Source organism: Microbacterium gilvum (genome assembly GCF_039543865.1).
GTDB lineage: Bacteria > Actinomycetota > Actinomycetes > Actinomycetales > Microbacteriaceae > Microbacterium > Microbacterium gilvum.
In genome coordinates, this window is record NZ_BAABKO010000001.1 from 484,124 (window position 1) to 499,180 (window position 15,057).

Genomic DNA, 15,057 nt, shown 5'->3' on the forward strand with positions numbered 1-15,057 from the left:
CCGAGGATGATCCGCTCAGGCGGTCGTGCCGAAGCCGCTCGTGTCGCCCACGATGCGCTCGTTGTCGGCGGGTACGGGGTCGACGATCGCCTGCGCGATCTCGGCCGCGAACTCCGACACGTTGTAGAGCCGCCCGGCCTCCTCGCGCCGCGCCGCGATCGCGCCCGGGTTCACGCGCTCCAGGAGCGTCGCGGTGATCGTGCCCTCGATCATGTCGCCGGACACGACGACGAACTCGACGCCCTTGTCCGCGAGCGCCGGGATGCGCTCGCGGAGGGCGTCCTCCCCGGCGCGCTTCGACAGCGCGACAGGCTCGTAGGCGTCCATCGTCGGCGTGGTCCGGATGAAGTGCGCCTGGTGGCTCGTCACGAAGACGACGCGTCCCCCCTCGGGGATGATCTCGAGCGCGGTCTCCAGCACGTCCACCTGCGCATCGCGGTTGAGGCGCAGGGCGTAGTCCTCGCCGAGACCGGTCTCCATGCCGCCGGACGCGTTCAGCACGAGGACGTCGAGAGAGCCGAACTCCTCCTTGACGGCCTCGACCATCGCGGCGACGGAGCCGTGGTCGGTGAGGTCGGCGCCGACGACGAGGGCGCGCACGCCGAGCTCCCGGACCTCGGCGGCGAGCTTCTCCGCACGCGGCGCCTTGTTGCGGAAGTTGATGACCACATCGGCGCCCGCCTGGGCGACGTAGCGGACGGTGTCCGCTCCGATTCCGCGCGACGAGCCGGTGACCAGCACGGTCTTCCCGGCGAGGGATCCAGGGGCGAGGGGCTGCGACACGATGACTCCGAAGCGTGGGGACGGGAACCGTCCGACCCTACCAAGGAGGGCGCTCCCCCACGGCATGCCCGCCCGGCCCGACGACGGGCCGCGTGATAGGTTCCGAGCAGGATATCGCGCCGGGAGGGGCCGTCATGGAGGCGATCGAGCAGTACGCGTGGATCGGATGGCTGGCGATCATCGCCGTCTTCCTCGTCATCGAGATGGTGTCCGGTGAGTTGACGTTCCTCATGCTCGGCGTCGGGGGCGCCTTCGGCCTGGGAGCCGGCCTCGTCGGCGCCCCGATCTGGCTGCAGGTGATCGTCGCGGCGGCGGCGGCCGTCGCCCTGCTGGTGTTCGTGCGCCCGCCGCTCCTGCGCCGGCTCCGCCGGGGGGCGGACGACCGCGCGTTCAACGTCGACGCGCTCATCGGGCTCGCCGGCGTCGTCACGGAGACCGTCACCGCGATGTCGGGGCGCGTGAAGCTCGCCAACGGCGACTCCTGGAGCGCCCGTGTGCGCGGCGACCGCCCGCTCGCGCCGCAGACCCCCATCCGCGTCGAGTCCATCCAGGGCGCGACCGCATTCGTCACGACCCGCTCGACGGAGGAGAACTGAGAGATGGACGAACCCAGCAACATCGTCGGGACAGTGCTGACGTGGATCCTCGTCGCGGCGGTCGTGATCTTCGTGGTCACGATCCTCGTCCGCTCGATCCGCATCGTCCCGCAGAGCGACTCGATCATCGTCGAGCGGCTCGGCAAGTACCACCGCACGCTCTACGGCGGTCCGCACCTCATCGTGCCGTTCATCGACAGGGCCCGCACGCGCGTCGACCTGCGCGAGCAGGTCGTGACCTTCCCGCCGCAGCAGGTGATCACCGAGGACAACCTGTCGGTCGCCGTCGACACCGTGGTGTACTTCCGCGTCACCGACCCCCGCTCGGCGACCTACGAGATCGCCAACTACCTCGGCGCCGTCGAGCAGCTCACGATCACCACGCTCCGCAACGTCGTCGGCAGCCTCAACCTCGAGGAGGCGCTCGTCAGCCGCGACGTCATCAACGGCAAGCTCAGCGCCGTCCTCGACGAGGCGACCGGCCAGTGGGGCATCAAGGTGAGCCGCGTCGAGCTCAAGGCGATCGACCCGCCCGTCACCCTCCAGGACGCCATGGAGAAGCAGATGCGCGCCGAGCGCGATCGCCGCGCGGCCATCCTCACGGCGGAGGGGCAGAAGCAGTCCCAGGTGCTCGTCGCGGAGGGTGCGCGACAGGCGGCGATCCTGCAGGCGGAGGGCGACAAGCAGGCGCAGGTGCTCCGAGCGCAGGGCGAGTCGGAGGCGATCACGACGGTGTTCCACGCGATCCACGCGGGGAACCCCGACGAGAAGCTCCTCGCCTACCAGTACCTCCAGACCCTGCCCAAGATCGCCGAGGGCGAGGCGAGCAAGCTGTGGATCATCCCGAGCGAGCTGACGGAGGCGCTCAAGGGCATCTCCGGCGGCTTCGCCGGACGTCTCGGCGGCCTCGGCGGGAGCTCCGCTCCCCCGCAGGCGTGACGCACCCGTACCTGACGGGCGCACGGCGGCCACGCGTGCTCGCGCACCGCGGGCTCGTGACGCCGGAGATGGCGGCGGACGGGGTCGCCGAGAACTCGATCGCCGCGATCGCCGCCGCGCATGCGGCCGGCGTCGAGTACGTCGAGTCGGACTGCCACGCCACGGCGGACGGCGAGATCGTCCTCTTCCACGACGACACGCTCGAGCGGGTCACGGGCGATCCCCGTCCGATCTCCCAGGTCGGATGGCGGGAGCTCGCCGACCTGATGGCACCTCGCGGCGGTCTCGCCGTGCTGTCGGACACGCTGCGCGACTTCCCGGCGGTGCGCTTCAACATCGACGTGAAGGCCGACGCCGCCGCGCGGCGCGCGGGCGAGATCGTCGCGGACCACGCCGATCGCGTGCTGCTCACGTCGTTCGACGACGGCCGTCGGATGGCCGCGCTCGCGGCCGCCGGCGGCGAGCCGGCGACGAGCGCGGGATCATCGCTGATCGCCCGGATCGTCGGCGCTGCGGCGGTCGGACTGCGCGGGCGGGCCGACCGTCTCCTGCGCACCGTCGACGCCCTGCAGATCCCCGAACGGCGGGGTCCCGTCCCCGTCGTCACGGCGCGGCTCATCCGCTGGGCGCACGATGCGGGCGTAGAGATCCATGTCTGGACCGTGAACGACACCGGACGGATGCGCGCGCTCGTGGACCGCGGCGTCGACGGCGTCGTGACCGACCGCGCCGACGCCGCTCTCGCGGTGTTCCCCGCGTGATCACGGCGGGGCCCTGGGCAACGCCTGGGAATACCCCATCGGCGCGCGACGGTTCGGATGATCCGCACAGCCGGACGCGTTAGAACTGGTGACCGACGAGAGGACTTGAATCATGGCAGATCGCAGCCTTCGTGGTATCCGGCTCGGCGCCCAGAGTCTTCAGAGCGAAGAGGGCGTCGTCTTCATGGAGCGCAAGGAGCACGTCTACGTGTGCTCCTCGTGCGAGCGCGAGACGACCCTCATGTTCGCCGCGGACGCCGAGGCTCCCGAGACCTGGGAGTGCCGCACGTGCGGCGGAGAGGCGCTCCTGAAGCTCGACAAGGGCACGGTGGAGGTCGACCACTCCGGCGACAAGGCCGCCCGCACCCACTGGGACATGCTGCTCGAGCGGCGCTCGATCGAGGAGCTCGAGGAGATCCTCGCCGAGCGGCTCGCGTTCATCCGCGACCGCCGCGGAGCGGGCGCGGACCCGACCCGCAAGAGCGCCTGAGACCACGCGCACGCGACGACGCCGGCCCCCCTGGGGCCGGCGTCGTCGCGTTGCCGGGGAGCGTCTCGTTGTCAGGGCGGGGTCGTCGCGACCACTAGGCTGAGAGCATGGCGAAGACTGTGGATCGTGCTGTCGGGATCGACATCGGCGGCACGGGGATGAAGGCCGGCATCGTCGACCTCGTCGAGGGGACGATGCTGAGCGAGCGGGTGCGCATCGACACCCCCAAGGGGGCGCACCCGAAGGACGTGCTGAAGACGGCGCACGACCTCCTGGAGCTGCTCGGGCAGGACGCGGCGGGGCTGCCGCTCGGCGTCTGCTTCCCCGCGATCGTGAAGGCGGGTCGCACGCTCTCGGCGGCCAACATCTCCGACGAGTGGATCGACTTCGAGGCGGAGGCGTTCTTCCAGGACGGTCTCGGGCGCGACATCCATTTCGTCAACGACGCCGACGCGGCCGGGCTCTCGGAGGCTCGATTCGGTGCCGCGAAGGGCCAGAAGGGCCTGACGATCCTCACGACGCTCGGAACCGGCATCGGCTCGGCGTTCATCTACGACGGCGTGCTCATCCCCAACACCGAGCTCGGCCACCTGATCTGGAAGGGCGAGTCGATCGAGCGCTACGCCGCGGCGACCGCGCGCGAGCGCGAGGACCTCTCGTGGGAGAAGTGGGGCCACCGCCTCAACAAGTTCTACGCGCACGTCGAGTTCCTGTTCTCCCCCGACCTCCTCGTCGTGGGCGGCGGCGTGTCGAAGAACCCCGAGAAGTTCATGCCGTACATCACGACGCGCGCGAAGATGGTGACCGCGGTGCACCGCAACAACGCCGGCATCATCGGCGCGGCCTCGCTCGCCGCAGTCTGACCATCTCACGGCGAAGGCCCCGGCATGTGCCGGGGCCTTCGCCGTCTCCGGACGCTCGTCTCGGGATCGTCGTGGGCGAATGGGCCGGCCTGTACGCCGGGTTCTGTTCCGGGGCTCGCGCCCCTTCGACGGCCATCTCTCTCGGCGACGCGTTGCCGCGCCGCTCCAGCGACCTACCCGAGGACTCGGCGGGCCGCGTCATCATCCTCTGTCTGGTCTTGCTCCGGGCGAGGTTTACCGAGCGGGCCGTGTCGCCACGGCCCCTGGTGGTCTCTTACACCGCCGTTTCACCCTTACCGGGACGGATCCCGGCGGTCTGCTTTCTGTGGCACTGTCTCGCGGATCGCTCCGGGTGGGTGTTACCCACCGCCCTGCCCTGCGGAGCCCGGACGTTCCTCGGCGCGCGACGGCGGACCGTGCGCGACGCGGCCGTCCGGCCGACCCATTCGCCCTCCCATTCTACGGGGTGGCGTCACTTGGCCGCGTCGACGTCGATGCGCACGTCGAGGGGGAAGTCGATCGGGAACGCGCCGAACAGCAGCCGTCCGGCCGTGGTGGCGGCGGCGCGGACGGCCGCCGCCGCCTCGTCGGCGTGCTCCTCCGGGGTGTGCACGAGCACCTCGTCATGCAGGAAGAACGCCAGATGCGGGCGCCGATCGAACCAGGGCCCCGAGGTGGTCGCCTGCCTGCCGTCCGTCGGAGGGATGGCGGCGAGACGGAGCCGGAGGTCGGCGAGCCACGCGAGAGACCACTCCGCCGCCGTCCCCTGCACGACGAAGTTGCGCGTGAAGCGACCGCGGTCTCTGGCCGCACGCCGCGCTCGCGCCGCCTCGCCCTCTCCGGCTTCGACTCCGCTCGCGAGCCGCTGCGCGGCGTCCCACTCGCTGCTCGCCGCGGGCGACGTCCGTCCGAGCCAGGTGCGGACCACGCCGCCGTCCTCCCCCGTCTGCGCCGCCGCGTCGACGAGGGCCATGGCGCGCGGGAACACCGTGCGCAGCCGCGGCACGAGCCTGCCCGCATCGCCCGTCGTCGCGCCGTACATCGCGCCGAGCACGGCGACCTTCGCCTCCGCGCGCGTGGGCACCGCGCCGCTGGCGACGATGCCCGCGTACAGATCGGCTCCCGCGGCAGCCTGCGCCATGCGCTCGTCCCTCGCCATGGCGGCGAGCACGCGGGGCTCCAGCTGGGCCACGTCGGCGGACACGATCCGCCATCCCTCATCGGCCCTGACCGCGGGGCGCAGGGCACGCGGGATCTGCAGCGCGCCCCCGCCGGAGGACGCCCACCTTCCCGTCACGACACCGCCCGGGACGTAGACGGGACGGAACCGCCCGTCGCGCACCCACTCGTCGATCCACGACCACCCGTTCGCCGTCAGCAGGCGCGCCATCCGCTTGTACGCGAGGAGCGGCTCGACGACCGGATGATCGTGCTCTGCGAGCTCCCAGCGGCTCGTCGACTCCACGCGGATGCCTGCCGTGCGGAGCGCGCGCAGGAGCTTGGGAGGCGAGTCGATGCTCAGCCGCGGGTCGTCGAGGGCGTCGCGTACGCGCGCCGCGGCCGCCTCCATCCGCGCAGGAAGACCGCCCGCTCGCCGCGCGCCGAGCGTGTCGATGAGGATGGCCTCGTGCCGGGCGACGTCCCACGGGAGCCCCGCTGCGCGCATCTCGCACGCGACGAGCGCGCCGGCGGACTCCGCGGCGACGAGGAGGCGCAGTCGGCCGTCCGGCGACCCGTCGAGTGCGGCGCGCTGGCGCTCGTGCTCGGCGGCGACGTCGTCGGGTCCGTCGAGCGGGTCCGCCTGCGTCTCCCACTCGAACAGCGCGTCGGCCGCCTGCCGATCGGCCGTCGGCGTCGTCGCGCGATCCCATCCGGGCGCGTCGTCCCACGCGGCGGCGCGCGGCGCCGCGAGCCGCAGGATGCGTCGGGCGAGCCTCAGATCATGGCAGCGCTCCACCCGTACCCCCTCCGCGAGGAGCCGCGGGTACCACGTGGTCGTGTCGGACCACACCCAGCGCGGGTGATCGCGCCGCTCCACCGCGGCGATCCACGCGGCGAGGCTCGCCGCCGACAGCGTCGTCGTCTCCCCCGCGCGCGTCGCGACGACGTCGGTGCCGGAGGCGGCGAGGAGCAGGGTGTCGCGACCGCCGTCGCTCATGCCGCGCGCCGGGGCGCGCCCGTCACAGGCCGGACTCCTCCGTGCGCACGAGGAGCGCCCCGCACTCGGGGCACGTCGCGACGACGTCGTCGGGCACCGCCCGCAGCTCCTGCAGGTCGCTCGGGGACAGCAGCACGTTGCACGCGCCGCACGTTCCGCGCGTGAACAGCCCGGCGGCCACCCCACCGCGGGCGGCGAGGCGCTCGTAAGCCGCGACGAGCGGCTCCGGCACGCGGACGGCGACAGCCTCGCGGTCGCGCCCGAGCGCCGTGATCTCGCCCGCGGCGTTCTCGACGTGGGTCCGGCCCTCCGCCGACAGCCGCTGCCCCTCCGCCGTCGTCTCCGCGAGGAGCGCCTCCTGCTCGGCGACGGCGGCCTCGGCCGACTCGAGCCGCTCCATGAGCTCGAGCTCGGTGTCCTCGAGGTCGCTCAGGCGCGTCGTGAGCGCGGCGATCTCCCGCTCCAGCGCCTGCGCGTCCTTCGCGCTCGCCGACGTCTCCAAGCGCGCCCGATCCCGGTCGCGGCGCTGCGCGGCGACCGACGCATCGCCCTCGACCCTGGCGAGCTCCGCGCGCAGCTCGTCGCGCACCCCCGCGCGCACGGCGAGCTCCCCGCTCTGCACGCCGCGCTGTGCGACGAGCTCCTGGACGCGCGCGGCCTGAGGCGGGTTGCGGCGTGCGTTCTCGGCGCGGCGCAGCCGCCGGTCGATGTCGGCGAGCTCGAGCAGGAGGCGCTGGTCGGCGGGTGCGGCGTTCACGCCACCAGACTACGGTCGGAGCCCGACATCGTGTGCGCCTAGAATCGACGCGAGGGCCTTTAGCTCAGCTGGTAGAGCGCCACGTTTACACCGTGGATGTCGTCGGTTCGATCCCGGCAGGGCCCACCGCGTGCTTCTGCCATGGCGCCGATGGCGGGTGCTCCGGCTGCGTGACCGAGCACGGGCGTTCCGATCAGCGTGACCGGCACCCTCGCTACCCCTGCGTCGCCTGCGCGTCAACCCGCAGCGTTCCGGCCGCCGCCCGTCCTACGGTGGACCACCACCACACGGAAGGAGCGATCGATGTCGAACGCCTACCCCGCCCCCATCCCGCCCGTCCCGCCGCCCTCCCAGGACGGCGCCGCCGACGACGACGTGCCGCTCGTCGAGGTCGACGGCGACGAGGTCGTCGACCCGGACGCGAACGACGATCTCATCGACAGCGCGGAGGCCGACCGCGTCGCGGCGGGCGCCGACGACTGAGCGGCGCGCGGCGCCGTCGGGGCCGCTCCGGAGCCTCCGGAGCGGCCCCGACGGGTTCAGCCGAGCAGCTCGACGACATCGCCGACGCGGATGCGGCCGCCCTCCTCGACCGGCAGGAGGAGGATCCCGAGCGTCGGCTCGTCGTGTCCGAAGACGCGCGTCAGCGTCTTCAGGACCGGGGCGTCCCGCTCCCCCGTATCGGGATCGGCGTGGGTCGCGAGGCAGCGGCCGATCGGCTTCTCGACGGAGAAGGCCACGTCGCCGATCCGCACCCGACCCCGCCAGCCCAGCTCGTCCCACGCCGGGAGCCCGTCGACGACGATGTTCGAGCGGAACCGGCGGTCGTCCACGGACGCGCCGGTGATCGCGGCGTCCACGGCCTCGACGGAGCCGCGGCCGTGGAGGGAGACGAATCCCCGCGCGCGGTCCTGGAATCGCGAGCCCGCACCGTCGCCGACGACCGCGAGGGGGAGGCGGCCCGCCCTGTCGAGCCGCCTGCCGTCGGGCGTCGACCGCATGAACTCCGTCACCGCATCGGCGATCGCGCGACGCCCCGCGTCGTCGATCCCCGCATCGACGAGCACGGCGCCCTCCGCAGAGATCGTCACGCGGCGGGCGGCGTGGTCGTAGGCGAGGTCGAGACGCGCGAGCGATGGGAAGTCCATGAGCGCGAGTCCGCGGGACTTCGGCCAGTGGTCGAGGCCGTCGCGTTCCTCCGGCTCTGCCGCATCGGCGAATCGGATGGCGAGCACGCGGTCGCCCGCGACGCGTCCGTCGTCCTGCACGACGAGGTTGTCGACGGCCTCGGGGGTGAACCCCTTGACCGGATGGCGGAACAGTGCGGCGACATGGACCATGCGCCCTATCCTCCCGGATCGCCTGCGCGAGCCCCGCCTGCCCTGGTCCCCGTCCGAGCCGATCGCCTTGTCGCACCGTGTGGGATAGCGCTTACCCATCCGGGTGCGGCCGACCGTCCGATGTGCCGTCGCCCGTCGCGGAAGGGCTAGGCTGTGTCCGATACGCGTGCGGCGACCCGACCGGGCTCCCGCGTGCCTCGATCCGTTTCCGCGGCACGATCTGCCCGCCAGACGAAAGGTCACCTGTGGCTGTTCACGACCAGGATCCGTACTCGCAGGGAGCGCACGACAGCGACCCGGAGGAGACCAGCGAGTGGCAGCAGTCCCTCGACGAGCTGGTCGACTCGAAGGGGCACCAGCGCGGCCGCGAGGTCATGCTGAGCCTGCTGAAGCGCTCGAAGGAGCTCCGTCTCGGCGTGCCCATGGTGCCGACGACCGACTACGTCAACACGATCGCGCCGGAGGACGAGCCCGCATTCCCGGGTGACGAGGAGCTCGAGCGCCGCTACCGCCACTGGATCCGCTGGAACGCGGCCATCACGGTGCACCGTGCGCAGCGACCCGGGATCGGCGTCGGCGGGCACATCTCGACCTACGCCTCGGCGGCGTCGCTCTACGAGGTCGGCTTCAACCACTTCTTCCGCGGGCAGGACCACGCCTCCGGCGGCGACCAGATCTTCTACCAGGGCCACGCCTCCCCCGGCGCATACGCCCGCGGCTTCCTGGAGGGACGCCTCACCGAGCAGCAGCTCGACGCGTTCCGCCAGGAGAAGTCGGGCGCGCCCAACGGCGTCCCCTCGTATCCGCACCCGCGCATGATGCGCGACTTCTGGCAGTTCCCGACCGTGTCGATGGGCCTCGGGCCCATCAACGCGATCTACCAGGCGATGACGAACAAGTACCTCGCCAACCGCGGCATCAAGGACGTCGCCGACTCCCACGTCTGGGCCTTCCTCGGCGACGGCGAGATGGACGAGGTCGAGTCGCGCGGCCAGCTGCAGGTCGCCGCGAACGAGGGCCTCGACAACCTCACGTTCGTCATCAACTGCAACCTGCAGCGTCTCGACGGCCCCGTGCGCGGCAACGGCAAGATCGTCCAGGAGCTGGAGAGCTTCTTCCGCGGAGCCGGTTGGAACGTCATCAAGGTCATCTGGGGCCGCGAGTGGGACGACCTGCTGCAGCGCGACGAGTCCGGCGCCCTCCTGAACCTGATGAACGTCACCCCCGACGGCGACTTCCAGACGTTCAAGGCCGAGTCGGGCTCGTACGTGCGAGACAACTTCTTCGGTCGCGACCCGCGTGCGCTCGACCTCGTCAAGGACTACTCCGACGACCAGATCTGGCACCTCCGCCGCGGCGGCCACGACTACCGCAAGGTCTACGCGGCCTACAAGGCGGCCATGGAGCACAAGGGCCAGCCGACCGTCATCCTCGCGAAGACCGTCAAGGGCTACGGGCTCGGCCCCCACTTCGAGGGCCGCAACGCGACCCACCAGATGAAGAAGATGACGCTCGACGACCTCAAGCTCTTCCGCGACACCATGCACATCCCGGTGTCCGACGCGCAGCTCGAGGCCGACCCCTACCGGCCGCCGTACTACCACCCGGGCGCGCAGGACGAGACCATCCAGTACATGCTCGAGCGCCGCCGCACGCTCGGCGGCTTCCTCCCCGAGCGCCGCAGCACGCACGTCGGGCTGTCGCTCCCCGAGGACAAGGACTACGGCTTCCCGAAGAAGGGGTCGGGCAACCAGGAGGTCGCCACGACGATGGCGTTCGTCCGCATGCTCAAGGACCTCATGCGGGTCAAGGGATTCGGCGACCGCATCGTGCCGATCATCCCCGACGAGGCCCGGACGTTCGGAATGGACTCGTACTTCCCCTCGGCGAAGATCTACAACCCGAACGGCCAGAACTACACCTCGGTCGACCGCGAGCTTCTCCTGGCGTACAAGGAGAGCCCGCAGGGGCAGATCATGCACGTCGGCATCAACGAGGCCGGCGCCGCAGCCGCGTTCACGGCGACGGGCACGTCGTACGCCACGCACGGCCAGCCGCTCATCCCGGTCTACATCTTCTACTCGATGTTCGGGTACCAGCGAACGGGCGACGCGTTCTGGGCGGCGGGCGACCAGCTCGCGCGCGGATTCATCATCGGCGCGACCGCCGGCCGCACGACCCTGACGGGCGAGGGAACGCAGCACGCCGACGGCCACTCGCCGCTGCTCGCGTCGACCAACCCCGCCACCCTGACGTACGACCCTGCGTACGGCTACGAGGTATCGCACATCGTCCAGGCGGGCATCGAGCGGATGTACGGGGGCACGCACCCCGACCCCGACGTCATGTACTACCTGACGGTGTACAACGAGCCGTTCCGCCAGCCCGCGGAGCCTTCGGACGTCGACGTCGAGGGCATCCTCAAGGGCATCCACCGGGTCTCGACCGGCCAGGGTGACGGGCCGCGCGTGCAGCTGCTCGCGTCGGGCGTCGGCGTGCCGTGGGCGCTCGAGGCCCAGGAGCTCCTGAAGAGCGACTGGGGCGTCGTCGCCGACGTGTGGTCGGTGACGTCGTGGTCGGAGCTGCGCCGCGATGGCCTCGCCGCCGACGAGCACAACTTCCTCCACCCCGAGGAGGCGCCCCAGGTCGCCTACCTCACGCAGAAGCTCCAGGGCGCGGTGGGTCCCTTCATCGCGACGAGCGACTTCATGCACGCCGTGCAGGACCAGATCCGGCAGTGGATCCCCGGCCCGTACTACACGCTCGGGGCCGACGGCTTCGGCTTCGCCGACACGCGCGCGGCGGCCCGCCGCTTCTTCAAGATCGACGGACCCTCCATGGTCGTCCGCGCCCTGCAGTCGCTCGCCGACCAGAACGTCGTCGATCGCGCCCTGGTCGGCCAGGCGATCGAGAAGTACCGGCTGCACGACGTCAACGCCGGCACCTCCGGAAACCCCGGCGGAGACGCCTGAGCGGCGTGACCGGCTCGACAGACGGCGGGGCCCCCGACACCGGGGGCCCCGCCGTCGTGCCGTCAGCGGACAGCACGACAGGGAGGACGACGATGGACAAGACGGCTACGCTGGCGTGGCTGCGCCGGATCTCGGGCGACGTCGCGACCGCCGTGCTGCAGCGGCTCGAGGAGACGCTGCCCTGGTACACCGAGATGCCGCCGGGGCGCCGCTCGGCCGTCGGGCTCGTCGCGCAGGCCGGCATCAGCTCGTTCATCTCCTGGTACGAGGACCCGACGAGCACGCCGTCCATCGCTGCCGACATCTTCGACGCCGCGCCGCGCGAGCTCCTCCGAAGTGTGAGCCTTCAGCAGACGCTGCAGCTCGTCCGGGTGACGGTCGACGTCATGGAGGAGCGTGTGCGCGGGCGCGGCGACCACCTCGGCGAGGCCATCCTGCTGTATTCGCGCGAAGTCGCGTTCACGGCGGCCGACGTCTATGCGCGCGCGGCCGAGTCCCGAGGCCTGTGGGACGCACGCCTCGAGGCGCTCGTGGTCGACTCCATCCTCACGGGCGAGACCGACGAGGAGCTTCCGAGCCGCATCGCGGCCCTCGGATGGCACGGGCACGGCGAGGTGTGCGTGCTCGTCGGCACCACCCCTCCCCTCTTCGACGTCGACCAGGTGCGTCGGATGGCCCGCAAGCTCGGCGTCGACGTGCTGATCGGCGTGCAGGGCTCGCGTCTCGTGCTCGTGCTCGGACGCGCCCTCGACCCCGCCAAGGAGAGCGCGGTGCCCGCGCCCGTCCCGAGCTTCGGCGAGATCGCCGAGGCGCTGGAGCCGTTCTTCGGCACGGGGCACCTCGTGCTGGGCCCGACGGTGCCCGCGCTCGTGGACGCCTCGCGCAGCGCCAGGGCCGCTCTCGCGGGCTTCGCCGTGGCGCGGGCCTGGCGACACGCGCCACGGCCGGTGGAAGCCGACGACCTCCTCCCGGAGCGCGCGCTCGCGGGCGACGCCCTCGCCAAGCACACCCTCATCGAGCGGATCTTCCGCCCCCTCGAGGCGCACTCGACGGATCTCGTGACGACGCTCTGGAGCTACCTCGACAACGGCCGCTCGCTCGAGGCGACGGCGCGCGAGCTGTTCGTGCATCCCAACACCGTGCGCTACCGCCTCAAGCGCGTGAGCGATGTCATCGGGTGGGACGCCACAGGTCCTCGTGAGGCCTTCATCCTGCAGACGGCGCTCGTGCTCGGATCGATCGGCCCGAAGGACGCCGTGCGGCGTCCTGTGCGGCGGCCGCGCGACGCGCGACGTCCGTCCTGATGTCCGCCACACACAACGGATCGCGCGAATCTTGTGACGCTCCTGCCAGCGGATGGCGGGAGGCTCCGGCAAGATGGGTCAGGTGATCGTCGCCGCATTCCCGGGTCAGGGCTCCCAGTCCCCCGGCTTCCTGAATCCCTGGCTCGAACTCGACGGGGCGCGCGAGCGCCTCGAGGCAGCGTCCGACGCGGCCCGTGTCGACCTCGTCGCCGCCGGCACCGAATGGGACGCGGATCGCATCCGCGACACGCAGGTGGCGCAGCCGCTCATCGTCGCGGCCAGCCTCGTGTCCTACGAGGCCCTCGTCTCGCGCGCCGGAACCCCGGGCGGCGTCGCAGGTCACTCCGTCGGCGAGATCGGCGCGCTCGTGGCCGCCGGCGTCGTCGGCTTCGACGACGGCATGCGCCTCGTCGGCGATCGCGGGCGGGCCATGGCGGAGGCCGCGGCGCAGGCCGAGACGGGCATGAGCGCCGTCGTCGGCGGCGTCGAGGAGCAGGTGCTCCAGGCCATCGCCGACGCCGGCCTCGAGCCGGCCAACTACAACGGCGGCGGCCAGATCGTCGCCGCAGGGTCGATGGAGGGTCTGGCCGCGCTCGCGGAGAACGCCCCTCGCGGAGCGCGCGTCATCGCGCTGCAGGTGGCCGGAGCGTTCCACACGTCGTACATGGCGCCCGCGACCGGAGCCTTGCAGGCCGCCGCCGACGCCATCCCCTCGGTCTCGGACCCCGTCCTCCCGCTGTGGACCAACAGCGACGGAACCACGGTGGCGACGGGCGCGCGCGCTCTCGAGCTCATCGTGCACCAGGTGAGCCACCCCGTCCGCTGGGACCTCTGCATGACGTCGTTCCTCGACGCCGAGATCGCGGGGCTCGTGGAGCTCGCCCCGGCGGGTGCGCTCACGGGGCTCGCGAAGCGCGGTCTCAAGGGCGTTCCGGCGGTCGCCGTCAAGACGCCCGACGATCTCGACGCGGCAGCCGCGCTGCTCGCGTGACGCAGGAAGGAATCCGATGACCACGACACTCCGCGAGGCGGCGGGCAGCGCGCACTCCCGCATCTACGCGTACGGTGCGGCACGCGGCGAGAACGCCGTCCCCAACGACGACCTCGTCGGCCCGATCGACTCGAGCGACGAGTGGATCCGTCAGCGCACGGGAATCGTGACGCGCGTGCGCGCCGAGAAGGAGACCACCGCGGTCGACCTCGCGTCGGACGCGGCAGCCGAGGCGCTCCGCACCGCGGGAGTCGACCCGTCCGAGGTCGACCTCGTCATCGTGGCGACGATCAGCAACCCGCGCCAGACGCCCTCGGTGTCGGCGATCGTGGCTGACCGGGTCGGCGCGAACCCGGCGGCGGCCTACGACGTCAACGCGGCCTGCGCGGGCTTCTGCTATGGCGTCGCGCAGGCGGATGCCCTCATCCGTGCGGGCGCCGCCCGCTACGCGCTCGTGATCGGCGCCGAGAAGCTGAGCGACATCGTCGATCCGACCGACCGCTCGATCTCGTTCCTCCTCGGCGACGGCGCGGGAGCCGCGCTCATCGGCCCGAGCGACACCCCGGGCGTCTCGCAGACCCTGTGGGGGTCGGACGGCTCGAAGTCGGAGGTCGTGCGCATGAACGCCCCGCTCACCGCCTTCCGCGATGGAGAGGCCGAGTGGCCGACGCTCCGACAGGAGGGCCAGACGGTCTTCCGCTGGGCCGTGTGGGAGATGGCGAAGGTCGCCAAGGCGACTCTCGAGGCAGCCGGCGTCGCTCCGGGCGATCTCGCCGCGTTCATCCCGCACCAGGCGAACATGCGCATCGTGGACGAGTTCGCCAAGCAGCTCGGGCTCCCCGACACGGTGGCGATCGCCCGCGACATCGCCGACACGGGCAACACGTCCGCGGCGTCCATCCCGCTCGCGACGCATCGCCTGCTGCAGGAGAATCCCGAGCTGTCCGGCGGCCTCGCCCTCCAGATCGGCTTCGGAGCCGGCCTCGTGTTCGCGGCGCAGGTCGTCGTCCTCCCCTGACCTCACCGGAGTCCGGTCCGTCCCGTCCTAGACTGTTGGGCGGTTCCCGACCTTTCCGATCCACTGAACCCCGAAAGAGAGAAAC

At 71.8% G+C, this 15,057-nt stretch carries 14 protein-coding genes, 1 tRNA gene and 1 other RNA gene; 11 read left to right on the forward strand and 5 right to left on the reverse strand.

Annotated features, from left to right (window positions below; all coding sequences use genetic code 11):
- Positions 1-15: 15 nt before the first annotated feature.
- Entirely contained in the window at positions 16-783 is a 768-nt protein-coding gene (locus ABD998_RS02475) for an SDR family oxidoreductase (protein ID WP_345435584.1), read from the reverse strand.
- A 134-nt stretch (positions 784-917) separates the two neighbouring features.
- On the opposite strand from ABD998_RS02475, the gene ABD998_RS02480 reads away from it, so the two are divergent.
- The 5 genes from ABD998_RS02480 (at position 918) to ppgK (ending at position 4,432) form a co-directional block, all read left to right on the forward strand.
- The gene (locus tag ABD998_RS02480; protein WP_345435586.1) at positions 918-1,379 is read left to right on the forward strand and encodes an NfeD family protein; all 462 of its coding nucleotides are present in this window, start codon (positions 918-920) and stop codon (positions 1,377-1,379) included.
- Positions 1,380-1,382: 3 nt separating this feature from the next.
- A complete protein-coding gene (locus ABD998_RS02485) occupies positions 1,383-2,318 on the forward strand; it encodes an SPFH domain-containing protein (RefSeq protein WP_345435588.1) in 936 nt (311 codons plus the stop codon).
- A complete protein-coding gene (locus ABD998_RS02490) occupies positions 2,315-3,079 on the forward strand; it encodes a glycerophosphodiester phosphodiesterase family protein (protein WP_345435590.1) in 765 nt (254 codons plus the stop codon). Before ABD998_RS02485 ends, ABD998_RS02490 begins: the two co-directional genes overlap by 4 nt.
- A 112-nt stretch (positions 3,080-3,191) precedes the next feature.
- Positions 3,192-3,569: an RNA polymerase-binding protein RbpA gene (locus ABD998_RS02495; RefSeq protein WP_345435592.1), complete on the forward strand. Its 378-nt coding sequence runs from the start codon at positions 3,192-3,194 to the stop codon at positions 3,567-3,569.
- Positions 3,570-3,676: 107 nt separating this feature from the next.
- Positions 3,677-4,432 (forward strand): polyphosphate--glucose phosphotransferase, encoded by a 756-nt coding sequence (gene ppgK, locus ABD998_RS02500; RefSeq protein ID WP_345435594.1) that lies wholly within the window; start codon positions 3,677-3,679, stop codon positions 4,430-4,432.
- 76 nt (positions 4,433-4,508) lie between these two features.
- Here the strand turns inward: ppgK and rnpB are convergent.
- From rnpB to ABD998_RS02515, 3 genes are all read right to left on the reverse strand, one after another.
- Positions 4,509-4,877: RNase P RNA component class A (gene rnpB / locus ABD998_RS02505), an RNA gene on the reverse strand.
- A 27-nt stretch (positions 4,878-4,904) separates the two neighbouring features.
- On the reverse strand, positions 4,905-6,590 hold the full coding sequence (locus ABD998_RS02510) for a bifunctional 3'-5' exonuclease/DNA polymerase (protein ID WP_345435596.1): 1,686 nt from the start codon (positions 6,588-6,590) through the stop codon (positions 4,905-4,907).
- Between the two features lie 22 nt (positions 6,591-6,612).
- Positions 6,613-7,347 carry a zinc ribbon domain-containing protein gene (locus tag ABD998_RS02515; RefSeq protein WP_345435598.1) on the reverse strand — a complete coding sequence of 245 codons (735 nt, stop codon included), beginning with the start codon at positions 7,345-7,347 and terminating at the stop codon, positions 6,613-6,615.
- Positions 7,348-7,400: 53 nt separating this feature from the next.
- On the opposite strand from ABD998_RS02515, the gene ABD998_RS02520 reads away from it, so the two are divergent.
- Positions 7,401-7,473: transfer RNA gene (locus ABD998_RS02520), tRNA-Val, on the forward strand.
- A 177-nt stretch (positions 7,474-7,650) separates the two neighbouring features.
- A complete protein-coding gene (locus tag ABD998_RS02525; RefSeq protein ID WP_345435600.1) occupies positions 7,651-7,830 on the forward strand; it encodes a hypothetical protein in 180 nt (59 codons plus the stop codon).
- 56 nt (positions 7,831-7,886) lie between these two features.
- Here the strand turns inward: ABD998_RS02525 and ABD998_RS02530 are convergent, their stop codons facing one another.
- Positions 7,887-8,687: an MOSC domain-containing protein gene (locus tag ABD998_RS02530; protein ID WP_345435602.1), complete on the reverse strand. Its 801-nt coding sequence runs from the start codon at positions 8,685-8,687 to the stop codon at positions 7,887-7,889.
- Between the two features lie 245 nt (positions 8,688-8,932).
- Here ABD998_RS02530 and aceE point away from each other — a divergent pair, with 245 nt between their 5' ends.
- The 4 genes from aceE (at position 8,933) to ABD998_RS02550 (ending at position 14,972) form a co-directional block, all read left to right on the forward strand.
- The gene (gene aceE / locus ABD998_RS02535; protein ID WP_345435604.1) at positions 8,933-11,659 is read left to right on the forward strand and encodes a pyruvate dehydrogenase (acetyl-transferring), homodimeric type; all 2,727 of its coding nucleotides are present in this window, start codon (positions 8,933-8,935) and stop codon (positions 11,657-11,659) included.
- 92 nt (positions 11,660-11,751) lie between these two features.
- Positions 11,752-12,963 carry a PucR family transcriptional regulator gene (locus ABD998_RS02540; RefSeq protein WP_345435606.1) on the forward strand — a complete coding sequence of 404 codons (1,212 nt, stop codon included), beginning with the start codon at positions 11,752-11,754 and terminating at the stop codon, positions 12,961-12,963.
- Between the two features lie 82 nt (positions 12,964-13,045).
- Positions 13,046-13,954, forward strand: coding sequence for an ACP S-malonyltransferase (locus tag ABD998_RS02545; protein ID WP_345436903.1), 909 nt, complete (start codon positions 13,046-13,048; stop codon positions 13,952-13,954).
- A gap of 16 nt (positions 13,955-13,970) precedes the next feature.
- Entirely contained in the window at positions 13,971-14,972 is a 1,002-nt protein-coding gene (locus ABD998_RS02550) for a beta-ketoacyl-ACP synthase III (RefSeq protein WP_345435607.1), read from the forward strand.
- The last annotated feature ends 85 nt before the right edge of the window (positions 14,973-15,057 follow it).